General features: G+C 37.9%; 30 protein-coding genes, 2 tRNA genes and 1 pseudogene. 28 read left to right on the plus strand and 5 right to left on the minus strand.

Annotation, left to right across the window (positions count from 1 at the left end; genetic code table 11):
* Positions 1-12: 12 nt before the first annotated feature.
* Both A3GS_RS0108350 and A3GS_RS0108355 read right to left on the minus strand, forming a co-directional pair.
* Positions 13-1,407 (minus strand): bacteriocin secretion accessory protein, encoded by a 1,395-nt coding sequence (locus tag A3GS_RS0108350; protein ID WP_018364967.1) that lies wholly within the window; start codon positions 1,405-1,407, stop codon positions 13-15.
* Positions 1,408-1,418: 11 nt separating this feature from the next.
* Positions 1,419-3,566, minus strand: coding sequence for a peptide cleavage/export ABC transporter (locus A3GS_RS0108355; RefSeq protein WP_018364968.1), 2,148 nt, complete (start codon positions 3,564-3,566; stop codon positions 1,419-1,421).
* Between the two features lie 272 nt (positions 3,567-3,838).
* Here A3GS_RS0108355 and A3GS_RS0108360 point away from each other — a divergent pair, with 272 nt between their 5' ends.
* The 18 genes and pseudogenes from A3GS_RS0108360 (at position 3,839) to A3GS_RS0108455 (ending at position 14,474) form a co-directional block, all read left to right on the plus strand.
* Positions 3,839-4,066 (plus strand): Blp family class II bacteriocin, encoded by a 228-nt coding sequence (locus A3GS_RS0108360; protein WP_018364969.1) that lies wholly within the window; start codon positions 3,839-3,841, stop codon positions 4,064-4,066.
* A gap of 1 nt (position 4,067) precedes the next feature.
* Complete coding sequence (locus A3GS_RS0108365; protein ID WP_018364970.1) at positions 4,068-4,256, plus strand: class IIb bacteriocin, lactobin A/cerein 7B family; 189 nt, start codon at positions 4,068-4,070, stop codon at positions 4,254-4,256.
* A 478-nt stretch (positions 4,257-4,734) separates the two neighbouring features.
* Positions 4,735-5,118 (plus strand): hypothetical protein, encoded by a 384-nt coding sequence (locus tag A3GS_RS0108370; protein ID WP_018364971.1) that lies wholly within the window; start codon positions 4,735-4,737, stop codon positions 5,116-5,118.
* A pseudogene (locus tag A3GS_RS12430) lies at positions 5,115-5,318 on the plus strand (garvicin Q family class II bacteriocin). Before A3GS_RS0108370 ends, A3GS_RS12430 begins: the two are co-directional and overlap by 4 nt.
* 11 nt (positions 5,319-5,329) lie before the next feature.
* Positions 5,330-5,632, plus strand: a complete 303-nt coding sequence (locus A3GS_RS0108375; protein WP_015695689.1) for a bacteriocin immunity family protein — start codon at positions 5,330-5,332, stop codon at positions 5,630-5,632.
* Positions 5,633-5,789: 157 nt separating this feature from the next.
* Positions 5,790-6,011 (plus strand): leucocin A/sakacin P family class II bacteriocin, encoded by a 222-nt coding sequence (locus tag A3GS_RS0108380; protein WP_018364972.1) that lies wholly within the window; start codon positions 5,790-5,792, stop codon positions 6,009-6,011.
* Positions 6,011-6,307, plus strand: coding sequence for a bacteriocin immunity protein (locus A3GS_RS0108385; protein WP_006531879.1), 297 nt, complete (start codon positions 6,011-6,013; stop codon positions 6,305-6,307). The genes A3GS_RS0108380 and A3GS_RS0108385 overlap by 1 nt, the downstream gene beginning before the upstream one ends.
* 167 nt (positions 6,308-6,474) lie before the next feature.
* Positions 6,475-6,702, plus strand: coding sequence for a Blp family class II bacteriocin (locus tag A3GS_RS0108390; RefSeq protein WP_018364973.1), 228 nt, complete (start codon positions 6,475-6,477; stop codon positions 6,700-6,702).
* Positions 6,703-6,897: 195 nt separating this feature from the next.
* A complete protein-coding gene (locus A3GS_RS0108400) occupies positions 6,898-7,155 on the plus strand; it encodes a garvicin Q family class II bacteriocin (protein ID WP_018364975.1) in 258 nt (85 codons plus the stop codon).
* Positions 7,155-7,463: a bacteriocin immunity protein gene (locus A3GS_RS0108405; protein ID WP_018364976.1), complete on the plus strand. Its 309-nt coding sequence runs from the start codon at positions 7,155-7,157 to the stop codon at positions 7,461-7,463. The genes A3GS_RS0108400 and A3GS_RS0108405 overlap by 1 nt, the downstream gene beginning before the upstream one ends.
* A gap of 811 nt (positions 7,464-8,274) precedes the next feature.
* Positions 8,275-8,511, plus strand: coding sequence for a hypothetical protein (locus A3GS_RS0108415; protein WP_018364978.1), 237 nt, complete (start codon positions 8,275-8,277; stop codon positions 8,509-8,511).
* 86 nt (positions 8,512-8,597) lie between these two features.
* Complete coding sequence (locus tag A3GS_RS0108420; protein WP_026216336.1) at positions 8,598-8,909, plus strand: hypothetical protein; 312 nt, start codon at positions 8,598-8,600, stop codon at positions 8,907-8,909.
* 212 nt (positions 8,910-9,121) lie between these two features.
* Positions 9,122-9,235: a Blp family class II bacteriocin gene (locus tag A3GS_RS0108425; protein WP_018364980.1), complete on the plus strand. Its 114-nt coding sequence runs from the start codon at positions 9,122-9,124 to the stop codon at positions 9,233-9,235.
* Positions 9,236-9,271: 36 nt separating this feature from the next.
* Positions 9,272-9,676, plus strand: coding sequence for a hypothetical protein (locus A3GS_RS0108430; protein WP_018364981.1), 405 nt, complete (start codon positions 9,272-9,274; stop codon positions 9,674-9,676).
* A 180-nt stretch (positions 9,677-9,856) separates the two neighbouring features.
* Positions 9,857-10,903, plus strand: coding sequence for a DUF6568 family protein (locus A3GS_RS0108435; RefSeq protein ID WP_018364982.1), 1,047 nt, complete (start codon positions 9,857-9,859; stop codon positions 10,901-10,903).
* Positions 10,904-11,477: 574 nt separating this feature from the next.
* A complete protein-coding gene (locus tag A3GS_RS0108445; RefSeq protein WP_018364983.1) occupies positions 11,478-12,239 on the plus strand; it encodes a DUF6261 family protein in 762 nt (253 codons plus the stop codon).
* 186 nt (positions 12,240-12,425) lie between these two features.
* Entirely contained in the window at positions 12,426-13,151 is a 726-nt protein-coding gene (locus A3GS_RS0108450; protein ID WP_018364984.1) for a LytR/AlgR family response regulator transcription factor, read from the plus strand.
* 12 nt (positions 13,152-13,163) lie between these two features.
* Positions 13,164-14,474 (plus strand): sensor histidine kinase, encoded by a 1,311-nt coding sequence (locus tag A3GS_RS0108455; protein ID WP_018364985.1) that lies wholly within the window; start codon positions 13,164-13,166, stop codon positions 14,472-14,474.
* Positions 14,475-14,491: 17 nt separating this feature from the next.
* Here A3GS_RS0108455 and A3GS_RS0108460 read toward each other — a convergent pair whose 3' ends face one another.
* From A3GS_RS0108460 to A3GS_RS0108470, 3 genes are all read right to left on the minus strand, one after another.
* Positions 14,492-14,650 carry a ComC/BlpC family leader-containing pheromone/bacteriocin gene (locus A3GS_RS0108460; RefSeq protein ID WP_018364986.1) on the minus strand — a complete coding sequence of 53 codons (159 nt, stop codon included), beginning with the start codon at positions 14,648-14,650 and terminating at the stop codon, positions 14,492-14,494.
* Between the two features lie 269 nt (positions 14,651-14,919).
* Positions 14,920-15,008 (minus strand) — tRNA-Ser (locus tag A3GS_RS0108465).
* Positions 15,009-15,118: 110 nt separating this feature from the next.
* A tRNA-Leu gene (locus tag A3GS_RS0108470) sits at positions 15,119-15,201 on the minus strand.
* Between the two features lie 464 nt (positions 15,202-15,665).
* On the opposite strand from A3GS_RS0108470, the gene rsgA reads away from it, so the two are divergent.
* The 10 genes from rsgA (at position 15,666) to gap (ending at position 25,500) form a co-directional block, all read left to right on the plus strand.
* Complete coding sequence (rsgA, locus tag A3GS_RS0108475; protein WP_018364987.1) at positions 15,666-16,538, plus strand: ribosome small subunit-dependent GTPase A; 873 nt, start codon at positions 15,666-15,668, stop codon at positions 16,536-16,538.
* Between the two features lie 7 nt (positions 16,539-16,545).
* Positions 16,546-17,208: a ribulose-phosphate 3-epimerase gene (gene rpe / locus A3GS_RS0108480; RefSeq protein ID WP_018364988.1), complete on the plus strand. Its 663-nt coding sequence runs from the start codon at positions 16,546-16,548 to the stop codon at positions 17,206-17,208.
* A complete protein-coding gene (locus A3GS_RS0108485) occupies positions 17,201-17,833 on the plus strand; it encodes a thiamine diphosphokinase (RefSeq protein ID WP_018364989.1) in 633 nt (210 codons plus the stop codon). Before rpe ends, A3GS_RS0108485 begins: the two co-directional genes overlap by 8 nt.
* Before the next feature lies 1 nt (position 17,834).
* Positions 17,835-19,109, plus strand: coding sequence for a DNA recombination protein RmuC (locus A3GS_RS0108490; protein WP_018364990.1), 1,275 nt, complete (start codon positions 17,835-17,837; stop codon positions 19,107-19,109).
* On the plus strand, positions 19,099-20,037 hold the full coding sequence (locus tag A3GS_RS0108495; protein ID WP_018364991.1) for a 3'-5' exoribonuclease YhaM family protein: 939 nt from the start codon (positions 19,099-19,101) through the stop codon (positions 20,035-20,037). Before A3GS_RS0108490 ends, A3GS_RS0108495 begins: the two co-directional genes overlap by 11 nt.
* Positions 20,038-20,130: 93 nt before the next feature.
* Positions 20,131-20,946: a pur operon repressor gene (gene purR / locus A3GS_RS0108500; RefSeq protein WP_018364992.1), complete on the plus strand. Its 816-nt coding sequence runs from the start codon at positions 20,131-20,133 to the stop codon at positions 20,944-20,946.
* A 204-nt stretch (positions 20,947-21,150) separates the two neighbouring features.
* Complete coding sequence (rpsL, locus tag A3GS_RS0108505) at positions 21,151-21,564, plus strand: 30S ribosomal protein S12 (protein ID WP_009854984.1); 414 nt, start codon at positions 21,151-21,153, stop codon at positions 21,562-21,564.
* Between the two features lie 17 nt (positions 21,565-21,581).
* Positions 21,582-22,052: a 30S ribosomal protein S7 gene (rpsG, locus tag A3GS_RS0108510; RefSeq protein WP_018364993.1), complete on the plus strand. Its 471-nt coding sequence runs from the start codon at positions 21,582-21,584 to the stop codon at positions 22,050-22,052.
* A 155-nt stretch (positions 22,053-22,207) separates the two neighbouring features.
* Positions 22,208-24,286 carry an elongation factor G gene (gene fusA, locus A3GS_RS0108515; RefSeq protein WP_018364994.1) on the plus strand — a complete coding sequence of 693 codons (2,079 nt, stop codon included), beginning with the start codon at positions 22,208-22,210 and terminating at the stop codon, positions 24,284-24,286.
* 200 nt (positions 24,287-24,486) lie between these two features.
* Positions 24,487-25,500: a type I glyceraldehyde-3-phosphate dehydrogenase gene (gap, locus tag A3GS_RS0108520; RefSeq protein ID WP_018364995.1), complete on the plus strand. Its 1,014-nt coding sequence runs from the start codon at positions 24,487-24,489 to the stop codon at positions 25,498-25,500.
* Positions 25,501-25,518 lie beyond the last annotated feature (18 nt).

Here is a 25,518-nt window from a genome sequence, read left to right on the forward strand (position 1 = left end):
TGTGGTTGGGGTTTAAAAATCTTTTAATAGCTTGTCTTTGTAATAATTAAAGAAAGTTTTTTTGCCGATGGTACTAATTGTTTTGCCTTGTAAACCATATTTTAGTTTGGAGCTATCTTGTTTATCAACAGTGGCTAGTGCTGTCACCTCAAAGACATTTCCTTCTTTGGTTTGTGTGGCAGAACTTGCAATTTTAGTGATTTTGCCAGTGATAACAATGGCGTGATTGCTAATTTTTTCAAGGGTTAGGCGAACAGGCTGTCCTTTTTTCAATTGACTAACATGAGTGGAGTCAACGTAATAGCGGATAGCGACTTGCTGTGTTTTGGCAATATCTGGGTAAATCTCTGCAATCTGACTGCCTTGCGGCAAGAGCGTTTGCCCTTCAAATTCATCAGAAACATGTAAAATGCCACTTTGACTAGCTTTTAAAATGGTGTCAGCTTTAGAGAGATTTGTCTGGTCAAGCTGCGCTTGCAAATTTTCTTTTTCTTGAGTAATTTGCGTGAGTTGTGTTTCAGCCTGTGTCAATTCCTGCTGACGCAAGCTTTCAATTTGACTAGTGGCACTAGTGTCATAACTTCCCGTTGAATAATTGGAAGCAGCTTGTGTCTGTAAACTAGAGATAGAGGCATTAATGCTATCAATCTGCCCTTGTAGGTCTGTTAAAAATTGATTTTTAAGGCTTTCTTTGCTAGCAGAATTGTTGTCAGTTGAACTGCTTTGTGTATTACTTGTTTGAATCTGGCTAAGATAGCTATTAAGAGTAGTTGCATATGGATTGTTGCCAGATACGTTTGTTTTATCAGTTTGAATAGCCTCTTTAACTTCTTGATATTGACTGACTTGGGTTTGTAGGTTAGCAATCTGTCTTGCGATAGCTTCATTTGCTTGGTTGACACCAGCTTCTTGTTTAGCAACTGATTGGTTTGATTGAGAAACTTGAGCAGTAATTGTTTGAGATTGATTAAAAAAACGCTCAACGGTTGCTGAATAACCAAATTCATCATCACCTGTAAAGAGGTTTTGTCCTTTCTTTAGACTTTCTTTCAATTGATTGAGTGCCTTTTGTTGACGTTCATCTCTTTCGATTTGTGCTTGAATGGCATTAAGTTGACTATCTTCCAGTTTGTCGGAGTATTGGATGAGTAGATCCCCCTTTTTGACTGCCTTATTTTCACTAAGATTATTGGTTAAAACGGTGTTATTGCTACTTGATTGAACAACAGCGATGACTTTTGTTGGTCTGATACTACCAAGTGTCGTAACGGTAATTTCTTTTTTACCGACGAGAGAAAAGGCAAGGAGAAAAAAGACCAAAAGTGTCATTGGAATGACTAAGATAGTCGCAAAATTATGGTAACGCCTATGATAAAATTCAGCAGATTGAAATAATTTAGGATTCATATGGTCTCCTTTTATTCATGAAATAGCTGTGCATAGAAACCTTGATTTTGGATGAGTTGTTGATGATGCCCTTCTTCGATAACCTGTCCTTTATCTAGGACAATAATACGGTCAGATTGTTCAGCGATGCTCAAACGGTGGGCAACAAAAATAATAGTCTTGTCTGTGAGAGATAGTAAATTTTTAATCACACGTTTTTCCGTTAGAACATCAAGGCCACTTGTGGCTTCATCTAAAATTAAGACGGGAGCTTGTGTCAGTAAAGCGCGTGCTAAAGCTAAACGTTGCTTTTGCCCACCAGATAACCCAGCACCATCTGAGAGTTCGGTATGGTACGCCATTGGCATTGATTCAATATCAGCACGGATTTCAGCGATGTCACAAGCTTTCAGAATATCTTCTTGTGTGATGTTAGCAGGTGCTCCCAAGGTCAAATTTTCTAAAATCGTCCCTGAAAAGACGTAAGACTGTTGTGGTAGATAATTAATGTATTGGCGAATGGCTTTTTTATCAATGGTTTTTAAATCGTAGCCACCCAGGGTAATCTGTCCATGGTTAGGTGTGTAAAAATTGACAATCATTTTAGCTAAGGTTGTCTTACCAGAACCGCTGATACCAACTAGGCTAATTTTTTCACCCTTCTTAATGTGTAAATTCACATGACTCAGTGTGTCACGACCAAAACCATATTTATAAGAAACATTATCAAAGACAATATCTCCTTGTAGAAAATGGCTGTCATTTAAGAGTTGTCTGCCATCAAATTCAGATGACACTAAGTAAACTTCGTTGAGACGATTGTTAGCTACTTTGGCAGATTGTAGTTTGGTTTGCAGATTAATAATATTTTCCATTGGTGTTGTAAAGTACGACAGAAGCGTATTGTAAGTAATCAATTGACCTACTGAAATGTTCCCAGCCATGACTAAATGTGAACCATACCAGAGAATGACGACGTTTAAAATCAGCTGTGCTCCCTGTTTTAACGACGTTTGCACAGCTTCATACTTACTAAGCGTAAAACTTTTATCCAAATAATCCACAAATTCACGGTCAATATTTTGATAACGGACTTCCTCGCTAGTCAAAGATTTAATCGTTTCAATACCATTGATATCTTCGATAATCGCAGAGCTAACCATAGAATTGGCTTGCATGACATCGTGATTCATTCGCTCAAAAGGCTTCATAAAAGCCAAAATAATAATAGCATAGATAGGCAATGCTATTAAGGTGATGAAAAAAAGATTGGCATTTTGCAGAATTAAGACACTTCCGACAATAAACAAAATACTCACATCTAAAAATAAAGAGAGAATCGTTGATGCCAGTGCATCAATAATCGAGTTAGCATCGGTGAAACGTGAGATAACTTCACCTGTCCGCCTTGTGGCAAAAAAGGACATGGGCAATTCAAAAATATGACGAATATAAGACAAAATCACGTCAATTGTTAACCGTTGGCTCAGCACAACAAGTAAATAATTTTGTGAAAAGCTCATGATTTGTTGCATTATGTAGGTTACAATCAACCCAACCGAGACAATGCCAAGAGTGGATTGCAAATGATTAGGAATATAATCGTCTAAGATTCCTTGCAAATAGTAAGACCCAACAATATTAATCAAGGTCACGAGCAAACTTGCCAGAATGATATAAGTTAGCAGTGCCTTTTGTTTGAAAATAATTGGTAAAAAGCTTGTTAAGCCATTTTTCTTATCTTTATGTGGTTGATAATGCGGAGCAGGTGCTAAGAAAATGGCGACACCTGTCCATTCCTTTTCAAAGCGCTCCTTAGGCATTTTGGTCACTTTGATACTGGGGTCTGGATCACCGATGATAAGGTGGTTTTTCTTAGCTTTGTAAACGATATAATAGTGCTGCAGTTTGCCTTTTTTGTTAACATGAACAATAAAAGGATAGGGAATATCGGCCATATCAAACAGTTCCATATTAGCTTGAATGGCGCGTGTTTCAAAGCCAATGGCTTTAGCTGCCTCGACTATCCCTAACGCTGTCGTCCCTTCCTTAGTTGTTTTAGCTAATTCCCTTAGGTGTGCCAGTGAGAAATCAGATCCATAATGCTTGGCAACTGACGCCAAAGCTGCCACACCACAATCTCGCAAATCAATCTGACTAACATACTTGTATCTCCTCATAACAGATTTCCTTCTAAAGAACCTAGTTTCAATAGATATGCTAAATAGACCATTGTTAATGTAGGTTCTAACCATTTGATAGACTTATTATGCCATAAAAAAGAGGTTTAGAACTATCAAAGTCCTAAACGGTCATTTTGAGTTCTTGAATGGTAACTCAATTACCGTTTAGGAACTCAAAATGACCTTTTACGACTTGGGCGTTCATTTTTCTAAAAAAGGGTTATACTATACTTGTTTCCGGAAATATAAATTAACAAGGAGGTATTCAGATGAATACAAAAGCATTCGAACAATTTGATGTAATGACAGATGCAGAACTTTCAGCAGTTGAAGGTGGGTATAGTGCAGGTGCATGTTTAACTGACATTGGATTAGGAATGGTTGGTGGTGGTGCTGCAGGTGTAGCTGGTGGTGTTGCAGGAATTGCTCTCGGAGTTGCTCTTGGACAAATTGGTGGTAGTGTAAGATGTATTACAAGTTATGTTGGAGGAAAGTAGAATGGAAGATTATAAAGAGTTGACCATAAATGATCTTGCTTGTATTAACGGAGGAGGAGTGAACTGGGGTGTAGCTGCTGGATATTGTGTTGCGGGTGCTTTAATAGGCGCTGCAGGAGGAGCAATTTCAGCTGGAGTGGGCTGTCTAGTCTCTGGTTTACAGGAAGTATCAGATGGGCTTTTTAAGTAATGTTATAAGAATATTATTTCCTTACATTTTGTTGACACCAATTATGTATATTATTTCCTATTGGAAGAGCAACAAATTTTTTAAACAATATGTAAGGATTGCTATCATATTTTTTCTATTACAAATCTTATCGGAATTGGCATATGCCATATTTAATAAGTAAAACTAATTTCGGCTGATAGCTCCCCTAGCGATCAGCCTTTTTCAAAAAGAAAGGGAGTTATTGATGACCTCAAAACATCTTAAATCATTGGTATTATTATTATCATCTGCTCAAACCGTGTGAGCATTAAAGGGTTTCAGGAAAAGTGATAAAATTGAACTGGTAGTCTTTTGGGGCTAGCTATTTTTATACAAACTGTATCTCTTGCGACTGTTTATGGTCATTTTATGACTTGGGCGTTCATTTTTCTAAAAAAGGATTATACTAAAACTGTAAAGGTTGCAACTCTAAAAAATAATTTATGAAAGAACTATTATGACTAATCACATTCGAGTATTGACAGCAGTGGTACTATCTCAGTTAATTATTGAGTGGCCAGGTTATCTTATTGGGCTGTCTATTCCTAAAATTATTGGAATTGTGTTGCTGAGTACAGCTGTTGAAGCTATTCTTCATATCTGTTGTGTCATGAAATACCATAGTGATATTTCTCTGGCAACCAGCTTAACTAACTTTAAACAATTTATTTGGAAAACTATTTATTATCCTATTATTGTTGTAGCGGTTATCGTAGTTGGTGTTTTTCAAAAAAACAATATCCTTACTATTTTCTTTGAGTGGAATGCCCTAGTTGTTTTTTATACCGTAGGATTTATCATGGCTTCTAATAATGTTCCTATGAAGAAACGGCATACATAAACGTTTACTTAGGATATGTTGAAGGTGACGGAAAGGGATATTGTAAGCCTGTTTATTACGCAGCAAACGGGTACTCATGTTGATATAGCAACGGTGAATGGGGCTATGTTGTTACTAAAGGTGTCTTTCAAGCAACAACAGATGTAATCGCAAACGGTTGGGTATCGTCTCTTGCTGGGGGATATTTTGGAAAACCATAGAGGAGTTTTTTATGGCTCAAATAACTAAAGAACACATTATGGACCAAGTTTATAATCTTATTTTAAATGTCGAAACTAAGGAAAATGAGCGCGAAGCTCTTATCAATTTTAAAAATGAGATTGAAGCTGGGAAAGAATTTGAAAGAAATTTAATGAAGCTAGCAGAAAGTTTACGGGAAATTAGCGTAAAAAACATTTCTGAGAAAACAACAATGAGCATAGGTGTGAGAGAATTTTATAAAAATATTTCATCATATGGTCAATTGAAGAAAAACTTCGGTCGTGGATTAGCAGTAAGCGGCTTTATGTTTTAAAATATCAAGCTGATAGATGCCTATCAGCTTTTGTATTAATCAAATGTTACCGTTTAGGAACTCAAAATGCCCTTTTACGACTTGGGCGTTCATTTTTCTAAAAAAGGGTTATACTATACTTGTTTCCGGAAATATAAATTAACAAGGAGGTATTCAAATGAATACAAAATGTTTTGAACAATTTGATGTAATGACAGATGCAAAACTTTCAACTGTTGAAGGTGGTAAGACAATTTATTATGGTAATGGTTTGTACTGTAATAATAAGAAAGGATGCTGGGTAAATTGGGCAGAGACTATTAATATTATAGCAAACAATTCAGCAATGAACTCATTAACAGGGGGAAATGCAGGCTGGCATTCTGGAGGAATAGCTTAATGGTAGATTTAAAGTGGTTCTCAGGTGGAAAAGAAAGAAAAAATGAAGCGGTAGTTATTATTGACGAATTATTAGTATCTTTAAGTGAGGATTCAAAATATATCCCACTTAAAAAATTTTTTCTTTTTTATCGTAAGGAATTAGAGTCAAGTGGGACCTCTACGCCATTAGTTTTAAGTAGGATGAATGTAGAGTTATCTAACATTCTGGTAGAAAATAAACTTCAACTATCTGATGCACAATCAAAGCAATTAAAGAGGTTAAGAAGTTTATCAAATATTAGATATGGCTATTAGATAAAATATTTATCGTCAAGCTGGTAGGTCCTATCAGCTTTTGTATTAATCAAATGTTACCGTTTAGGAACTCAAAATGCCCTTTTACGACTTGGGCGTTCATTTTTTAAAAAAGGGTTATACTATACTTGTTTCCGGAAATAGAAAAAATAAAGGAGGTATTCATTATGAATACACAAACATTCGAACAATTTGATGTAATGACAGATGCAGAACTTTCAGCCGTTGAAGGTGGCGGATGTAATTGGAAAGGTGCAGCTGCTACAGTAGCTGTAGGAGCTGTTGGTGGTGCAATAAAAGGAGCAGTAACAACATATTCATGGCAAGGGGCTGCTTTGAAGGCGGTAGGATATGGAATTAAAGTAGGAGTCGCTTACGGTGCAACCTGCCGTTGAACATAACAGTATGAAAAGATGGATTTTGGAATTCTTACTTCTAGTCTTAGTTTATAGCATCATTGCTTTACTATGGGAACAAGATAAAACATGGCAATTTTACGCATTAAGCATGTATGCAGCCATAAGTTTATCAGATGATATTTTTAAACTTTTGTTTCTAAAGAATAAGAAAAAATAAAGGAGGTATTCATTATGAATACACAAACATTCGAACAATTTGATGTAATGACAGATGCAGAACTTTCAACTGTTGAAGGTGGAGGTATGGGATATTGTAAGCCTGTTTATTACGCAGCAAACGGGTACTCATGTCGATATAGCAACGGTGAATGGGGCTATGTTGTTACTAAAGGTGTCTTTCAAGCGACAACAGATGTAATCGCAAACGGTTGGGTATCGTCTCTTGCTGGTGCTTATGGTTATGCGACTAGCTGGGGGAGACGCCCATAATGTTTTTTAAGCGAGGAGCAAGGAAACGTAAAGAGTTTTATCATCAAATCGAGTTGGTTTACAATAATTCTACTCTGCTGATTAGCGAAGAACTTCGCCAAGCTCTATTAGATAGTGTATTGAGGCTCGAAAAAGGTGATCGAATAGCGTATTTGGCTTATAAATTGTATCCTTTGGTTTGCGATGAGATTTTACATTGCAAATCTAATCGTAATGATGAGTTAGTGGTCTTACAGAAATATCTAGAAAAAGCTCGTTGGAAATACTATTGGGGTTCTGTTTTGAGCATGGCGTTTATTCGTCAGTAGCTTAAAAAGGGTTATACTATACTTGTTTCTGATAATATAAATTATTACGGAGGTATTCATGTAATGTTAATAAAATATACATTCCTTGTCCTAATATTTATTGCCACCCAGTTATTAATGTTTGTGATAAGACTAAAAGATGATGAAAAAAAAACAGTTAGACGCTTCTCTATCATTTTACTAATTTCTTATATTCTAGTTGATGCTTTCATTAGCATTCTTAGTATGTTGTAAAAACTAAGAATGCTAATGCAGTTCATGTGGGTACAAAAGTATTTGAACAATTTGAGGTGCCTCAGTAGAAGGAGCTGCTGGTGGAACTGTTGTAAATCTAACATTTTGTTCCACTTCAGTTAGTTAATAAATTCTATTAGAATAGAGGATTACTATGAAAAAATTTTACGCACAAATTGATATGTGGGTAAGAGTTTTAGTTATAGTAGTGGTAATTGTTCTTGGTTTGAGGGTACTCATCTATTCAACAGAGGTGTGGCGGAAAATTATTATTATTATTGGTGTTCCGCTTCTTGTTTATAATACTATTGCTTATGTTAAGAAGAAAAAATGTTAAAATCTTTCTCATTGTCCTAGTAAAAATAACAAACATAGTCACCTAAGCTGGTTGCTTTCCCTAAGCTATCAGCTTTTCTTATAGTTTAGTCCTAAACGGTCGTTTTGAGTTCTTGAATGGTAACTCAATTACCGTTTAGGAACTCAAAATGACCGTTTACGACTTGGGCGTTCATTTTTTAAAAAAAGGGTTATACTATACTTGTTTCCGAAAATATAAATTAACAAGGAGGCAGTCATTATGAATACAAAATGTTTTGAACGATTTGATGTAATGACAGATGCAGAACTTTCAACTGTTGAAGGTGGAGGTATGGAATGGATTGGAGATGTACTGAGTGCTATAGGTAATGCTGCGCATCCTGTTAACCCTCAACAAGTGGTAGATCAATTAAATGGAAAGTATCCACGTCGTGGTCCTGTTCGTTCTTGCCCCCCTGGAGGAATTGGAGGAACACCCAATGCTTGCAATTGGTAGGAAATGATATCTATTTGTCTGTAAAAACTTATAAATTAAAGATAATCTAAGGTTTTTTTAGCAAAAAGAAATAAGGTATGTACATTATGAAAGCATTATATAATGGTCATCTATCTGATGTATGGGAAATAAGTAAGACGAATGCACAACCAGCATGGGTTCAGCAAGCTTTTAAACAAAAATATCTGAGATGGAACGATGATAAATTAGTGATTTCTATGAGTGGAATAAATCCGTCTATGAAATTTAATTTGAAAATCAGCTTACTGAGTTACCCTGGTTATGCCTCTTACCCTGTGGGATATATCGGAGATTTTTTAGATGTTACTAATCATCGTGTTGTTTCAAAAAAACAATTTCAGAAACATTATCAAATTATTGAAGAAGACCCTCTATAATTCTCATTTATGTCTAAAACTACAGTTTAAAGCTGCTTTAAATGTTCGATAAAACTGGCGGCATACTTTTTGCCTATCAGCTTTTGTTTTAATCAAAATGTTACCGTTTAGGAACTCAAAATGCCCTTTTACGACTTAGGCGTTCATTTTTTAAAAAAAGGGTTATACTATACTTGTTTCCGGAAATATAAATTAACAAGGAGGCAGTCATTATGAATACAAAAGCATTTGAACAATTTGGTGTCATGAACGAAGTAGAACTTTCAGCCGTTGAAGGTGGAGGTTGGAAATGTGTTGCTGGAGTAGGAGGAGCATTTACTTGCTAGGTGGTGTGCCACTTTTCAAAGAAAAGAGGTATAACTATGAAATATCATCTTTCTAGGTTAGATAAGTTATTACTTATCAGATGTTTAATGGGTCAGTTACCAATTATAGGTATACTTAGTATATTCTTATCGCAGGAATTTTTTACCCTTCCTTTACTAACTAAAGTAGTTATAATACTAATTTTGACAACTAATATGGGAATCACTATTTACTTTACAAAGGAAATTAAACTAGAACAGGCAAAAGAAAATACTCATTTTCATGCTAAAGCTATGCAGATTTCTTTCATCGTGATTGCCTTGATTTTTGGTTTTATAGGCTTGTATAGGGGCGTAACTGCAGTAGAAACGTACCAACAAGTTATAGGGTATATAGGCGCTTTTATATGTATTGTTATAGCAGGTTTATTAGTTTGGGGGTTGAAATTTATTAAAGACTAAGCCTAAGGATTTTAATAAATACTTTTCTACCCAACTTATAGTATTCCTAATTAAGCAGTATCGTTAGAAACTTTATTCTTGATAGCAGGAATATATCTTTTGGTAACGACTAAGTAAAACTACTTTTGGCTGATAGCTAGGAACACTATCAGCCTTTTTCAAAAAGAAAGGGAGTTATTTATGACCTTAAAACGTATGAAATCAGTTGTATTATTATCATCTGCTTTATTGAGTATAGTAGCATTGACAGCTTTTGCTGACGATGAGGCGACTTCGTCTAGTTCAACTATTGAAGTTGTTAATCAATCTGAAACTAGTGTGACTAGCACAGAGACTTCATCATCAAGTATCGAATCAGCGGTTACGGCTATTGAAACAGAACCGTCTTCGGAAGAAAATCAAGCAGTTGTTGCTAAAGCTGAGGATAATACTCTCCCAGCTGAAACGACTCCAGAAGTACAGACAACACCTACTACCCAAACCTCAGAAGATACCACACCAGTTGCTGCTGATGAAGCAGAAGAAACTGGTACTGATGATGTAACGGTTAAACAATATGAAGAAAACGTTGCTGATTTTAATGCTGTTGGTATTTCTGATGTGTATCACATGTTTACCAAAGACAATAAGGAGCATGTCCTCTATATTGGTCGTCCGACTTGTTATTACTGCCGCCAATTTTCACCAGAACTAAAAGAGTTCAATACGCTGCTAGATGAGGGTTTGGCATATTATAATACAGATAGTGCAGATTTTGATGATAATGCGCGTGCTTTCCTTTATGAAACGGTGGGAATTCCAGGAACTCCTACTATTTTACGATTGCAAAATGGACAACTCTTATCAGGATGGGTTGGTGGTGGCGTTAGCGCTCAACAGCTCTATGATTACCTTTTCTTAGGAATTAACCCAGAAGAATCTCAAACAGATGATCATCAGGATAATAGCACAAAAGATGAGATTACAGAAGAAAGACCTGCCTCGCAAGATACAGCCATCTTTAATCAAGGACGACCAACGACCATGCAGACAAGCCCAGCATCAGCACAATCTGTTTCTCTATCAACTCCAGCTCCAACAAGCACCGTAGTAACCACAAAAACTACCCCAACAACTCTTCCAAATACTGGTGAAGAAAAAAGAAATTTTTACAGCTTAAAGATCCTTTTTATCCTACTTAGCTTAGCCACACTTGGCTTATCAAAAATGATGAAATCAGAAGACTAAAATCAACTAATCTCCTTATTTCGTAGCGGAAAAGAACTATCAAAATCACAAAAGAAACACGGTGACAAAGAGCTGACTACCATGCCATAACGCCCAAGACAGTTTATAAAGACGATATTTCAGTGAAAGGAGACAGCTTGATCCTTGCGATGTTGACAGAAAAAGAGAAAAACGAAAAGTTGTCCTGCGCGGTCAACTTTTTTGATCAGATGAAGTCATCTTGAAAGGTACGATCAAAAGTTTTGAGAAGTTAATGAGAAATTCAAACAATCTAAACAAAAGTTAGCTCAGGTCATTTGAAAATGGAAAAGTGTTCAACTAACTTCTGTTCACTAGATTGTAAAAATCAAATGGTCTCAACTAACTTTTGTTCACTACATTTTAAAAATCAACTGTTCTTAACCAACTTTGGTTGAACATAGTTGGAAAAATAATCTTCTCAACTAAAATTAGTTCAGCACATTAAAAAAATTTCTCAAAAAAACCAACTTTTTTCAGATTTTTTATTTGTCTTACGAATAAATAGATAGAGAAGAAAATCTTCTACTGTTTTTTAGGATAAGGAGACAAGAATATGTCACAAAAATCTATTCAACCACAATCATTGCCACGTCTTGAATTTACAGAGTTGATTTCAACAACTTTTGATGCCATTGATAGGGAAAACTTGACGTTGGGAACAGATGAAATCATCGTTAGTCAAGCGCATAAGCTAAGAAAATTACTCCCACAACTGGCAGCAACGATTAAGGAAAACCGTAAATCTGATATTTCCCAACAACTGGCAGAATCACAAAAACTACGTAGGGCAGATCTTCAAGCGCTTAAAGATGCCATTAAGCCTGCCAAGGTTAGTCGTTTGGTGGAGAAAAAGGATGCTTATCTGCTGTTAAATGAATTATTGAAAAAGCATAATGATGCTCAAAGCTCAGGACTAGAAAAAACGAATGGGGTGATAAAATCTCTTCTGACGAAATTAGCCTCAGAAGAATATGCTCAAGCAGTAGAAACTCTGAGGGTAGATGAATATGTCCAAAATCTCCAAGAAAGTCATCAAAAGACCTATCAACTCTATCTCAGTCGACAACAAGAAGAACTGGTCAAATCATCATCCAATAAAAAAGAAATCAGAGAAACCATGAACAAAAGTTATCGTCTTTTCTGTAGCCATTTGGAAAATCTTGTTGATTATGATGAAGATACGTCTTACAGTTCTTTATATACACTGGTTGAAAAAGTCAAAAAAGACTTTGCGGAAGTGTTACAACGTCGTAAAGCCCAAGCTAAGCGTAAAAAAACTATTCAATCAGAAGAGGTGGTGCCACCATCTGACTAAATTAGGTGTTTGTCATGACAATTTTATTTTTAATTATTTTCACCCTGTCAAAAATGGCGGGGATTTTTGTATCGCGATGACCGTTCACGACCTATTTTGAACCATTTACGACTTTGCTGGTTGTGAGAGAGGAAAATAGTTTATAATAGTATCAAGAAATAAGGCCAATATAGTTAGGAGGAAGACGTGGATATTTTTGTACTCGAAGATGATATTCCCCAACAATTCCGAATGGAGCGTGCTATTAATCTTGTGATGGAATCAAATAACTGGCATTATCGGTGTTTGGAGATTTCATCTAATCCTGATGAAATCATCGCAGTAGCAGGTAATGGTGAACATCAAATTTTCTTTCTTGATTTAGAAATTAAAGGTGAAGAGCAGCAAGGGATTGATGTTGCTAAAGCTATTCGTAAAAAAAATAGCACAGCTATTATTGTTTTTGTGACGACACATTCTGAATTCATGCTCTTAACCTATCAATCTTTAGTAGGTGCTATTGACTTTATTGACAAAGGATTAAACGAAGAAGCGTTTAACGAGCGCTTATTCGCTTGTCTTAAAGAGGCTGTCAAGCGCCAAGAGGGAAACTTTGGTGAACATTCCTACTTGTTTCATACCCCACAAGCCAAAGTGCGGGTAGCTTATGATGATATTTTATTTTTTGAAACGTCACCAGCACCTCATCGTGTTATTTTGCACACTAAGAACGAACGTACAGAATTTTATGCGACCATAGCAGAAGTGGCAAAATCAGATGAACGTCTTTTTAGATGTCATCGTTCTTTTGTGGTTAATGTGGATAATATCGCTAGATTTGATATGAGGTATAAGCTCATTTATTTTGAGATGGGAGAAACCTGTCCTGTAGCTAGGGCTAAGGTGAAATTATTACAGGAGAAAATTGGATAATGGAGAGGTAAAATGTTAGATTGGGTTATAACATCATTAATAGTTGATACTGTTATTTTAGTAATTTTTGCTCATGTTAAAGGAACTCCTCTAACAAAGAAAGGAATTTTATTAGCTGTTACTATTTTTACTATTACGGATCGTTCTTGGTTTTACTTCATTTTCTGTAATTTTTTGGTTTTAATTTGTATATCTTATTTTGAAGATGTCGAAAGAAAAATTCCTTTAATTGTTCATATTTTTTATGGTATTTTTCCTTTTGTTATTGAAAGTATCTTGAAACGAACCATTAGTTTTTTTATCTTGCCAATTTTTCATTTTAACTATGTAGATATAAGTAATAACACCTTATTATTTTTGAGTATAGAACTATTGATTTTAGCGATTTATTTTTTGTTAATAAAAATGTCAAAGGTCAATTTTCAAAATTTTGTAAACATGACTGAAATCACAAAATTACGTAAAATACTAATTTTTACCAACATTACAATGATTTTTTATTATATAGTTATGGAATTTCTCACGGGAGCAGAATTTCAGGGAAATGTATCTACTCTCCTTTATCGGCAATGGATGGCTGGACTGTACCTTTTCTTTTTCATCTTAATGCTTTTTTATCTTAATCGTAGTTACCAGACATGGTTAGAGCATGAGATTGTCTTGGGAAAGGAGAAGCAGTTACAAGCATTATCAGATTACAGTAAACAAATGGAGAGCCTTTACCAAGAGGTAAGAGGCTTTCGTCATGACTATATCAATATTTTGACAAGCTTGAAGGAAGGTATTGATAGAGATGATATGGCAATGGTTAGGAAAACTTATGAAACTGTTTTAGAAGAATCTGGTTATTTTTTTAATGATAGTAAATTCGAGATAAGCCACCTGTCTAATATTGAAAATGATGCTATCAAGAGTATTTTATCCACTAAAATGTTGGAAGCTCACTCACTAGGTATTGACATTAGCGTAGAAGTTCGAAATCTTATTGGTGCCCCAGATATTTCTTTATTGGATTATGTTCGTTTATTGTCTATTCTTTGTGACAATGCGATTGAGGCAGCGATTAAAGCAGAACATCCTCAAATAAAAATAGCCTATTTTGATCAAGATGACAGCTATACTTTTGTTATTGAAAATACAACTAAAGACGAACGTATCCCTGTAGATTTGATTTTTAAAAAGAACTATAGTAGTAAAGGTATTGGGCGCGGTGTCGGTCTAACAACAGTCAACCACATGGTTACTACTTATTCTAACCTTACTATTCAAACATCTAGTAAAAATCATCTGTTTAGACAGACAGTGCATATCAAAAAAGTCTAGGTTTAAACCCAGACTTTTTAAGCTTGTTTATCAGGTACTCTGGGATTAGTTTTTCTCAGCCAATCCCATAATCCAGCTAGAAGGTGTGTATCACCACCCTTTGTCATTTCCAGTTCTTCGGCACTTAGTTCAGAAAATTGGTCAAGTGTTGAAAAGTGAGTTGATGTATTTTTCATAGTAAATGTCTCCTTGTTTTTGCAACTATTATATCACAATAAGAAGAAAAGGGTGACAGAAATCATAAAAAGTCGTTTTTAAGTCGTAAACGGTCCTTGATGTACCAGTCACACCTCGGATAAGTACAGTTCAACGTTTACGGAGAACTAAAATTGTCAAAATCGGATTGGCGCCAATTGGATTATCCGAAGGTTGTATGAACATGGGCTCTTAGATAAAGAGTGTACATAAAAAGCCAACCTCATCTCTGAAATTAGCCTTTGTTATAAGGAAAGGACGGGATTTGAACCCGCGCGTGAATAAAATCCACTTGCCGGATTTCGAGTCCGGTGCCGTACCAAGCTGGGCCACCTTTCCAGAAGAAATATGTGAGATTAAAATGTTAAGGACTAATAACAGAGCAGTGATGCAAAGAATGAACAGAAGTTTCTCAAGCACAAGCAGCAAAGTTATTAGTCCTATAAAGATGCGGAGGAAGGGATTTGAACCCTCACACCCGTATGGGCACATGCGCCTGAAGCATGCGTGTCTGCCGTTCCACCACCTCCGCAAGGTACATTACTATTATACCCTTTTTCTCAAAAAAGACAAATGTAAATTTTCATGACCTTAAATCAGGTGGAAAATAGGCTAATCAAGCCTTAGCCTCACCCCAACTGTAAATCTTTTGTTTAGCTACTGAATTAAACACCTTTTTTTGCTATAATAAGGGTACTTGATGTTCACATTCAAAAACAAAGCAGACAACTATAACAGCTCTGCTTAAAGCAAGTTCTCATCAAGTGAAGAAGAACTTGCCTTAAGGCATCCTTTGTCGCCGTGGTGGTAAGTGGGGAAGTTTGAGACCTTGGGTTCAAACCTTTAGTTGCAAAATCCACTCTTGTGATAGCCTTGAAAGATCTTATTAGTGTCTAATAAGGAAGCTTTCTTAGGTTATCAAAGAGTTAGTTTGCAATGACCTCACCACTTAAGATAAAGGCCAAATCATTAATTTTAAAATTAATAGGAGTACATTTGCAAGGTCAAATCATCAAATCCCTAGCTGGTTTCTACTATGTGGAAGCCAATGGACGGGTTTATCAAACACGCGCACGCGGTAATTTTCGAAAAAAAGGTCAAACACCTTACGTGGGAGACTGGGTAGAGTTTTCAGCGAAGGAAAACTCGGAAGGTTACATTTTAGCCATCCAGAACCGAAAAAATAGCTTGGTTCGCCCCCCCATCGTCAATATTGATCAGGCAGTTGTTATTATGTCTGCCAAGGAGCCTGATTTTAATGCCAATCTACTGGATCGCTTTTTGGTTCTCTTAGAGCACAAGGCTATCAAGCCCGTTATCTATATTTCTAAGTTGGACTTGCTCAATAGCAGAGCTGAGATGGATGAATTTCGCCAGCATTACAAGGAAATTGGCTATGATGTTTGTTATTCCCTTGATGAGTTGCTGCCGCTGTTAAAGGCCAGGATCACAGTCTTTATGGGGCAAACCGGCGTTGGCAAATCAACCCTGCTCAATACAATTGCACCAAATTTAGAGCTGGAAACCGGCGAGATTTCGGAAACTTTGGGTCGTGGGCGTCATACCACACGTGCAGTTAGCTTTTACAATGTTTACGGTGGGAAAATCGCAGATACACCTGGCTTTTCGTCCCTTGATTATGAGGTAGACAATGTTGAGGATCTTAATGAGGCCTTTCCAGAAATTAGGCACCTCAGTCATTCTTGTAAGTTCCGCTCCTGTACCCATACTCATGAGCCATATTGTGCGGTCAAAGTCGCTCTAGAAACAGGTCAGCTCTGGCAATCTCGCTATAATAACTACCTTCAATTTCTTAGTGAGATTGAGAACCGTCGTGAAACGTATAAAAAAACCATCAAAAGAAAGTAGGTCTCTTATGTCAAATAATAAAATCGCTCCATCAATCCTCGCAGCTGATTATGCCAACTTTGCCAGTGAATTGAAGCGAATAGAAGCTACTGGTGCTGAATATGTTCACATTGATATCATGGATGGTCAGTTTGTGCCTAACATTAGTTTTGGTGCTGATGTTGTGGCCAGCATGCGCAAACATTCTAAATTGGTTTTTGACTGCCATCTCATGGTTGTTGACCCAGAACGTTATGTTGAGGCTTTCGCACAAGCTGGTGCAGATATTATGACCATTCATGTTGAGGCGACTAAACATATTCATGGTACTTTACAGAAAATTAAAGCAGCTGGACTTAAAGCTGGCGTTGTCATTAATCCAGGGACGCCTGTTGAAGCCTTGCTTCCAGTCCTTAATTTGGTTGACCAAGTGCTCATCATGACTGTTAATCCAGGATTTGGCGGTCAGGCCTTTATTCCAGAAGCTTTAAAGAAGGTCGCAGCAGTAGCTACACTCCGCGATGAAAAAGGCTACCATTATGACATTGAAGTAGACGGTGGTGTGGATAATCAAACTATCAAAGCTTGTTATGATGCTGGTGCTAATGTTTTTGTGGCAGGCTCTTATCTATTTAAAGCACAAGATCTGACTGCCCAAGTAGAAACACTCCGTGTGGCTCTCAATGACTAGAATTGCCCTCTTTGCAGGTGGTGATTTGTCAGGTGTCACTACTGATTTTGATTATCTGGTTGGTGTTGACCGCGGAAGCCTGTTTTTACTTGAAAATGGGCTTTCTTTGGATATGGCTGTTGGGGATTTTGATTCAGTTTCTGAGGGTGATTTTGCCCGAATTTCAGCTGCTGCGGGTCAGATGATCCAAGCACCAGCTGAAAAAGATGATACGGACACGGAACTGGCTTTGAAGACAGTCTTCACCCAGTTTCCTCAGGCTCAGGTCAGCGTTTTTGGAGCCTTCGGTGGACGGATTGATCACATGATGTCCAACATTTTCTTGCCCAGCGATCCTGCACTAGCTCCGTTTATGCAGCAGCTCAGTTTAGTAGATCAGCAAAACCTTATCCAATTCTACCCTGCAGGCCAGCACAGCATTTTTCCTAAAGAGGGTATGGCCTATGTCTCTTTTATGACAGATGGCGATGCCCAACTAACCATTTTGGGTGCTAAGTATGAGTTAACAGCTGAGAATTTCTTCCAGAAAAAGGTTTATTCCAGTAATGAGTTCGCAGGACAACCGATTGAAGTTCGTTTTGACCGTGGTTACCTGATTGTGATTTACAGCAAGGATAGGAGTTGAGATGCAAGTTATTATATTACTGCTGGTAGGAGCCAGTCTCGTTTTAATCATTTTTCTTTTGATGAAAATAGCAGAGCTACAAAAGGAGTTAGAGCAAAAATTGGATGACAATGCTGATAATTTATCAGACCAAGTCTCCTATCAACTGGATTTGGCACAGAAAGACCAGGCATTGGCTCTGACTAATCAGCTTAACCGCCTGCAAAATGACCTTTTTACCCAGCTCAACGATTTGCGTGATGTTCTTCATCAAAATCTCAGCGAAAATCGAGACCGCTCGGATAAGCGCTTAGAAGTTATTAATAATAACCTGACTCAGTCGGTTAAGGACATGCAGGCTTCCAATGAAAAACGTTTGGAGGAAATGCGTCAAACTGTTGAAGAAAAATTAGAACAGACCTTGCAGAATCGTTTGCAGGCTTCCTTTGAAACAGTCTCCAAGCAGTTAGAATCAGTCAATCAAGGCTTGGGTCAGATGAAATCTGTTGCCCAAGATGTTGGCAGTCTCAATAAGGTGCTGTCTAATACTAAAACACGTGGTATTTTAGGTGAATTGCAATTGGGGCAAATTATCGAGGATATCATGACTGAAAACCAGTACGAACGTGAGTTTGCAACGGTGCCAGGGTCGTCAGAGCGTGTCGAATATGCTATTAAATTACCTGGCACTCACGATGGTACCTATGTTTATCTACCTATTGATTCCAAATTTCCTTTGGAAGCTTATTATCGCTTGGAAGATGCTTATGAATTGGGTGACAAAGGTCAGATTGAGTTGCACCGTAAGTCGCTTTTGGCTAGCATTAAGCGTTTTGCCAAGGATATTAACGCTAAATACCTAAATCCGCCCGAAACGACCAACTTCGGCATTATGTTTTTACCGACAGAAGGTCTTTATTCGGAGGTGGTACGCAACGCTGCCTTCTTTGACAGTCTGCGTCGAGATGAAAATATAGTGGTAGCTGGTCCATCAACCTTATCCGCCCTCCTCAATTCGCTATCAGTCGGTTTTAAGACTTTGAATATTCAGAAAAACGCTGATGACATTAGCAAGATTTTGGGGAATGTTAAGGTTGAATTCGGCAAGTTTGGCAACATGCTGACCAAGGCTCAAAAACAATTAAATACAGCCAGCAAGAGCATTGACAGCCTTTTAACCACCAGAACCAATGCCATTATTCGTGCTTTAAACACTGTAGAAGATTATCAGGATCAAGCAACTAGCTCGCTCCTTAACCTCCCACCATTAGAAGATGAGGCAGACAATGAAAATTAACCAAATGAAGAAAGATGAGCTTTTTGAAGGTTTTTATCTGATAAAAAGAGCAGAGCTGCGTAAGACACGAGCGGGTAAGGACTATCTGTCCTTCACTTTCCAAGATGATTCAGGCGAAATTTCAGGCAATCTTTGGGATGCCCAGCCTTACAATGTTAAAGAATTTGTCGCAGGTAAGGTCGTTTTCATGAAAGGCCGCAGAGAAGTCTACAATGGCATGCCTCAAGTTAATCAAATCAGCTTGCGCAATCCGCGTGACGGTGAACCCAATAATCCAAGCGATTTTAAGGAAAAATCACCTATTGATGTACTTGATGTTAAAGAATACCTTGAACAAATGATGTTCAAGATTGAAAATGCTACTTGGCAACGTATTGTACGTGCGCTCTACCGCAAATTTGATAAGGAATTTTATACTTATCCAGCCGCAAAAACTAATCATCATGCCTTTGAATCAGGTCTCGCCTATCACACGGCTACGATGGTTCGTTTGGCAGATGCCATTAGTGATGTTTATCCTGATTTAAACAAAAGTTTACTCTTTGCAGGAATTATGCTCCATGACTTGGCAAAAGTGATTGAACTATCAGGTCCTGACAATACAGAATACACTGTCAAAGGTAATCTTATTGGTCACATTGCCCTCATTGATGAAGAATTGACCAAGGTTATTGTTGAATTAAATATTGACGACGACAAGGAAGAGGTAACTGTACTTCGCCACGTCATCCTAAGCCACCATGGCCTTCTCGAATACGGTAGTCCTGTCAGACCACGCATTATGGAAGCTGAAATCATTCATATGATTGATAATATTGATGCTGAAATGATGATGATGATGACTGCCCTCGGTCAAATTGATCAAGGCGAGATGACCAGCCGTATTTTCGCTATGGACAACCGATCTTTCTATAAACCAAGGCTTTAATAAGCAAAAAACGGACATTTCAGCTAGTTTTGTTCGTTTTTTTCGTCTTCTTATGATATAATGACAAAAAAGAATCTACAAAACGGAGAACTTATGAAATTACGACGTAGTGAACGCATGGTTGTCATCTCCAATTACTTGATTAACAACCCTTATAAATTAACCAGCCTCAACACTTTTGCCAGTCAATACGAGGCAGCCAAATCATCCATTTCTGAAGATATTGCCATCATTAAAAAAGCTTTTGAAGAAAGCCGCATTGGGGAAATCAAAACTGTTACGGGAGCGAGTGGAGGTGTTATTTTTACACCTAGCATCGCAGAAGCAGACGCCAAGGCTATTGTGGAAGACCTCCGGCTACGCTTGTCAGAGAGCGATCGTATTCTACCTGGGGGCTACATTTACCTGTCTGATCTCTTGAGCACGCCAAAAATTTTGCAAAGTGTGGGACGAATTATTGCTAATGCTTTCAAAAATGAAGAGATTGACGCTGTTATGACAGTGGCAACCAAGGGAGTTCCTCTGGCAAATGCTGTCGCTAATATTTTAAATGTCCCCTTTGTTATAGTCCGTCGTGACCTTAAAATTACGGAAGGTTCAACTGTTTCTGTCAATTATGTCTCAGGATCTAGTGACCGCATCGAAAAAATGTTCTTGTCAAAACGCAGTCTTAAGCCAAATAGCCGTGTTTTGATTGTTGACGACTTTCTTAAAGGTGGTGGAACTATCTCAGGTATGGTCAGTCTGTTAACAGAATTTGACAGTACGTTAGTTGGTGTTGCCGTCTTCGCTGAAAACTCTCAGGAAAAGCGTGATAAGATGAATTACAAATCTTTGCTCCGCGTTTCAGAAATTGACGTAAAAAATAATACAGTCAAAGTGGAACTTGGCAATATTTTTGAAAAATAACAAAGCTTGTCTAAAAAAATAAAGAGGAATAAAAGATTTGACATCAAGTACTGTTTATGTTATCATACTAGACGGTACTTTTTACTTTTGGTCTCTCAAAAGTGTACAGAGACGTGCTGACAATTGTTGCAAAAGTACACACAGATAGGAACTGTCACCAAGTGTTCTATCAACCAAAAATAAAAATTTCACAGGAGAATGTAGATGCCTACAATTAACCAGTTGGTACGTAAACCACGTAAATCTAAAGTAGAAAAATCTAAATCACCAGCTTTGAACGTTGGTTACAACAGCCACAAAAAAGTTCAGACTAACGTGTCTTCACCACAAAAACGTGGTGTTGCAACTCGTGTTGGTACAATGACACCTAAAAAACCTAACTCAGCCCTTCGTAAATTCGCTCGTGTACGTTTGAGCAACCTTATCGAAGTTACTGCTTACATTCCAGGTATCGGACACAACTTGCAAGAACACAGTGTTGTGCTTATCCGTGGTGGACGTGTAAAAGACCTTCCAGGGGTACGTTACCATATCGTTCGTGGTGCGCTTGATACTGCAGGTGTAGCTGATCGTAAACAAGGCCGTTCTAAATACGGTGCTAAACGTCCTAAAGGATAAGAAGGGAGATAAGAAAAATGAGTCGTAAAAATCAAGCGCCTAAACGCGAAGTATTACCAGATCCATTGTACAATTCAAAACTTGTAACACGTCTTATCAACCGTGTTATGCTTGATGGGAAACGTGGTACTGCTGCAACTATCGTCTACGATGCTTTTGAAGCTATCAAAGAAGCTACTGGCAACGATGCTCTTGAAGTATTTGAAACAGCTATGGAAAACATCATGCCTGTTCTTGAAGTACGTGCACGCCGTGTTGGTGGTTCTAACTATCAAGTCCCAGTTGAAGTTCGTCCAGAACGTCGTACAACACTTGGACTTCGTTGGTTGGTAAACGCATCACGTGCTCGTGGTGAACACACTATGAAAGACCGTCTTGCTAAAGAAATTATGGATGCTGCGAACAACACAGGTGCATCAGTTAAGAAACGTGAAGATACTCACCGTATGGCTGAAGCAAACCGCGCATTTGCACACTTCCGCTGGTAAGAACAATCTCGTTAAGAGACTTATCGCAAGTGGCTGGATGCTTAATCTAGCTACAAACTAAGCATTAGTTGTAAAACGGGTGGGTCCTGCCTATCCGTTTTTTCTAAATAATGCTATAATAAAAACGAAAAAATTTTAAAAATAGGAGAAACCAAATGGCTCGCGAATTTTCACTTGAAAAAACTCGTAACATCGGTATCATGGCTCACGTTGATGCTGGTAAAACAACAACAACTGAGCGTATTCTTTACTATACTGGTAAAATCCACAAAATTGGTGAAACACACGAAGGTGCTTCACAAATGGACTGGATGGAACAAGAACAAGAACGTGGGATCACAATCACGTCTGCTGCAACAACTGCACAATGGAAAGATACACGTGTTAACATTATCGACACACCAGGGCACGTGGACTTCACAATCGAAGTGCAACGTTCACTCCGTGTTCTTGACGGTGCTGTAACTGTTCTTGATGCTCAATCAGGTGTAGAACCTCAAACTGAAACAGTTTGGCGTCAAGCAACTGAATACGGTGTTCCACGTATCGTATTTGCTAACAAAATGGATAAAATCGGTGCTGACTTCCTTTACTCAGTGAGCACTCTTCATGACCGTCTTCAAGCAAATGCTCACCCAATTCAATTACCAATTGGTGCAGAAGATGATTTCCGTGGTATCATTGATTTGATCACTATGAAAGCTGAAATCTATACTAACGACCTTGGTACAGATATCCTTGAAGAAGATATTCCTGCTGAGTACCTTGATCAAGCACAAGAATACCGTGAAAAATTGGTTGAAGCAGTAGCTGAAACTGATGAAGATCTCATGATGAAATACCTTGAAGGTGAAGAAATCACTAATGAAGAATTGAAAGCTGCTATTCGTAAAGCAACTATCAACGTAGAGTTCTACCCAGTTCTTTGTGGTTCAGCCTTCAAAAACAAAGGTGTTCAAATGATGCTTGATGCGGTTCTTGACTACCTACCAAGCCCACTTGATATCCCTGCAATCAAAGGTGTTAACCCAGATACAGACGAAGAAGAAACTCGTCCAGCTTCAGATGACGAACCATTTGCAGCTCTTGCCTTCAAGATCATGACTGACCCGTTCGTAGGTCGTTTGACATTCTTCCGTGTTTACTCAGGTGTTCTTAACTCAGGTTCATACGTATTGAACACTTCTAAAGGTAAACGTGAACGCATCGGACGTATCCTGCAAATGCACGCTAACACTCGTAAAGAAATCGAAACGGTTTACGCCGGTGATATTGCTGCCGCTGTTGGTTTGAAAGATACTACAACTGGTGACTCATTGACAGATGAAAAAGCAAAAGTTATTCTTGAATCAATCGAAGTTCCAGAACCAGTTATCCAATTGATGGTTGAACCAAAATCTAAAGCAGACCAAGATAAAATGGGTGTTGCTCTTCAAAAACTTGCTGAAGAAGACCCAACATTCCGTGTTGAAACTAACGTTGAAACTGGTGAAACAGTTATATCTGGTATGGGTGAACTTCACCTTGATGTCCTTGTTGACCGTATGAAACGTGAATTCAAAGTTGAAGCAAACGTAGGTGCTCCACAAGTATCATACCGTGAAACATTCCGCCAAGCTACTCAAGCACGTGGATTCTTCAAACGCCAATCTGGTGGTAAAGGTCAATTCGGTGACGTTTGGATTGAATTTACTCCAAATGAAGAAGGTAAAGGATTCGAGTTTGAAAATGCTATTGTCGGTGGTGTGGTTCCTCGTGAATTCATCCCTGCAGTAGAAAAAGGACTTCAAGAATCTATGGCTAACGGTGTTCTTGCTGGGTACCCAATGGTTGATGTTAAAGCTAAACTTTACGATGGTTCATACCACGATGTTGATTCATCTGAAACAGCCTTCAAGATCGCTGCATCACTTGCACTTAAAGAAGCTGCTAAAACTGCACAGCCAGTTATTCTTGAACCAATGATGCTTGTTACAATCACAGCTCCAGAAGAAAATCTTGGTGATGTTATGGGTCACGTAACAGCTCGCCGTGGACGTGTTGATGGTATGGAAGCTCATGGTAACAGTCAAATTGTTCGTGCCTATGTTCCACTTGCTGAAATGTTTGGTTATGCAACAGTTCTTCGTTCTGCAACTCAAGGACGTGGTACATTCATGATGGTATTTGATCACTATGAAGATGTTCCTAAGTCAGTTCAAGAAGAAATCATTAAGAAAAATTCTGGTGAATAATTAAAATACTAAAGTCACTCTTTGGAGTGACTTTTTGTTTTGTGAAAACGGTATTTTGTATTTGCAATTTTTCTGAAATAGTTATATAATAAAGCTGTTGAAAGATGTTGCACTCGCTTGCAAGTTATTCTTTTCACAATTGGTGGAGAGGAACTCTCCAAATAAAAATATTTGAGATTTTCATAAGGAGGAAATCACTAATGGTAGTTAAAGTTGGTATTAACGGTTTCGGTCGTATCGGACGTCTTGCATTCCGTCGTATCCAAAACGTTGAAGGTGTTGAAGTTACTCGCATCAACGACCTTACAGATCCAAACATGCTTGCTCACTTGTTGAAATACGACACAACACAAGGTCGTTTTGACGGGACAGTTGAAGTTAAAGAAGGTGGATTCGAAGTTAACGGTAAATTCGTTAAGGTTTCTGCTGAACGTGATCCAGAACAAATCGACTGGGCAACTGACGGTGTAGAAATCGTTCTTGAAGCAACTGGTTTCTTTGCTACTAAAGCTGCAGCTGAAAAACACTTGCATGCTAACGGTGGTGCTAAGAAAGTTGTCATCACTGCTCCTGGTGGATCAGATGTTAAAACTATCGTTTTCAACACTAACCATGAGATTCTTGATGGTACTGAAACAGTTATTTCAGGTGCTTCATGTACTACAAACTGTCTTGCACCAATGGCTAAAGCTTTGCAAGATAACTTTGGTGTTAAACAAGGTTTGATGACTACTATCCACGCTTATACTGGTGACCAAATGGTTCTTGACGGACCACACCGTAAAGGTGACCTTCGTCGTGCTCGTGCTGCAGCAGCTAACATCGTTCCTAACTCAACTGGTGCTGCTAAAGCTATTGGTCTTGTTATCCCTGAGTTGAATGGTAAACTTGACGGTGCTGCACAACGTGTTCCTGTTCCTACTGGATCAGTTACTGAATTGGTAGCAGTTCTTGACAAGGAAGTTACTGCTGAAGAAGTAAATGCAGCCATGAAAGCAGCTTCAAATGAATCTTATGGATACACTGAAGATCCTATCGTATCATCAGATATCGTTGGTATCTCTTACGGTTCATTGTTTGACGCTACTCAAACTAAAGTACAAACAGTTGACGGAAAACAATTGGTTAAAGTTGTTTCATGGTACGACAATGAAATGTCTTACACTTCACAACTTGTACGTACTCTTGAGTACTTCGCAAAAATTGCTAAATAATTTTATTAGTTAGCGTAA

It is taken from the genome of Streptococcus caballi DSM 19004 (assembly GCF_000379985.1).
Taxonomy (GTDB): Bacteria; Bacillota; Bacilli; order Lactobacillales; family Streptococcaceae; genus Streptococcus; species Streptococcus caballi.

Bases quoted from the DNA above. Each gene is read 5' to 3' on its own strand.
- A3GS_RS0108350 (WP_018364967.1), bottom strand. From the start codon at position 1,407: ATGAATCCTAAATTATTTCAATCTGCTGAATTTTATCATAGGCGTTAC.
- A3GS_RS0108355 (WP_018364968.1), bottom strand. From the start codon at position 3,566: ATGAGGAGATACAAGTATGTTAGTCAGATTGATTTGCGAGATTGTGGT.
- A3GS_RS0108360 (WP_018364969.1), top strand. From the start codon at position 3,839: ATGAATACAAAAGCATTCGAACAATTTGATGTAATGACAGATGCAGAA.
- A3GS_RS0108365 (WP_018364970.1), top strand. From the start codon at position 4,068: ATGGAAGATTATAAAGAGTTGACCATAAATGATCTTGCTTGTATTAAC.
- A3GS_RS0108370 (WP_018364971.1), top strand. From the start codon at position 4,735: ATGACTAATCACATTCGAGTATTGACAGCAGTGGTACTATCTCAGTTA.
- A3GS_RS0108375 (WP_015695689.1), top strand. From the start codon at position 5,330: ATGGCTCAAATAACTAAAGAACACATTATGGACCAAGTTTATAATCTT.
- A3GS_RS0108380 (WP_018364972.1), top strand. From the start codon at position 5,790: ATGAATACAAAATGTTTTGAACAATTTGATGTAATGACAGATGCAAAA.
- A3GS_RS0108385 (WP_006531879.1), top strand. From the start codon at position 6,011: ATGGTAGATTTAAAGTGGTTCTCAGGTGGAAAAGAAAGAAAAAATGAA.
- A3GS_RS0108390 (WP_018364973.1), top strand. From the start codon at position 6,475: ATGAATACACAAACATTCGAACAATTTGATGTAATGACAGATGCAGAA.
- A3GS_RS0108400 (WP_018364975.1), top strand. From the start codon at position 6,898: ATGAATACACAAACATTCGAACAATTTGATGTAATGACAGATGCAGAA.
- A3GS_RS0108405 (WP_018364976.1), top strand. From the start codon at position 7,155: ATGTTTTTTAAGCGAGGAGCAAGGAAACGTAAAGAGTTTTATCATCAA.
- A3GS_RS0108415 (WP_018364978.1), top strand. From the start codon at position 8,275: ATGAATACAAAATGTTTTGAACGATTTGATGTAATGACAGATGCAGAA.
- A3GS_RS0108420 (WP_026216336.1), top strand. From the start codon at position 8,598: ATGAAAGCATTATATAATGGTCATCTATCTGATGTATGGGAAATAAGT.
- A3GS_RS0108425 (WP_018364980.1), top strand. From the start codon at position 9,122: ATGAATACAAAAGCATTTGAACAATTTGGTGTCATGAACGAAGTAGAA.
- A3GS_RS0108430 (WP_018364981.1), top strand. From the start codon at position 9,272: ATGAAATATCATCTTTCTAGGTTAGATAAGTTATTACTTATCAGATGT.
- A3GS_RS0108435 (WP_018364982.1), top strand. From the start codon at position 9,857: ATGACCTTAAAACGTATGAAATCAGTTGTATTATTATCATCTGCTTTA.
- A3GS_RS0108445 (WP_018364983.1), top strand. From the start codon at position 11,478: ATGTCACAAAAATCTATTCAACCACAATCATTGCCACGTCTTGAATTT.
- A3GS_RS0108455 (WP_018364985.1), top strand. From the start codon at position 13,164: ATGTTAGATTGGGTTATAACATCATTAATAGTTGATACTGTTATTTTA.
- A3GS_RS0108460 (WP_018364986.1), bottom strand. From the start codon at position 14,650: ATGAAAAATACATCAACTCACTTTTCAACACTTGACCAATTTTCTGAA.
- rpe (WP_018364988.1), top strand. From the start codon at position 16,546: ATGTCAAATAATAAAATCGCTCCATCAATCCTCGCAGCTGATTATGCC.
- A3GS_RS0108485 (WP_018364989.1), top strand. From the start codon at position 17,201: ATGACTAGAATTGCCCTCTTTGCAGGTGGTGATTTGTCAGGTGTCACT.
- A3GS_RS0108490 (WP_018364990.1), top strand. From the start codon at position 17,835: ATGCAAGTTATTATATTACTGCTGGTAGGAGCCAGTCTCGTTTTAATC.
- A3GS_RS0108495 (WP_018364991.1), top strand. From the start codon at position 19,099: ATGAAAATTAACCAAATGAAGAAAGATGAGCTTTTTGAAGGTTTTTAT.
- purR (WP_018364992.1), top strand. From the start codon at position 20,131: ATGAAATTACGACGTAGTGAACGCATGGTTGTCATCTCCAATTACTTG.
- rpsL (WP_009854984.1), top strand. From the start codon at position 21,151: ATGCCTACAATTAACCAGTTGGTACGTAAACCACGTAAATCTAAAGTA.
- rpsG (WP_018364993.1), top strand. From the start codon at position 21,582: ATGAGTCGTAAAAATCAAGCGCCTAAACGCGAAGTATTACCAGATCCA.
- fusA (WP_018364994.1), top strand. From the start codon at position 22,208: ATGGCTCGCGAATTTTCACTTGAAAAAACTCGTAACATCGGTATCATG.
- gap (WP_018364995.1), top strand. From the start codon at position 24,487: ATGGTAGTTAAAGTTGGTATTAACGGTTTCGGTCGTATCGGACGTCTT.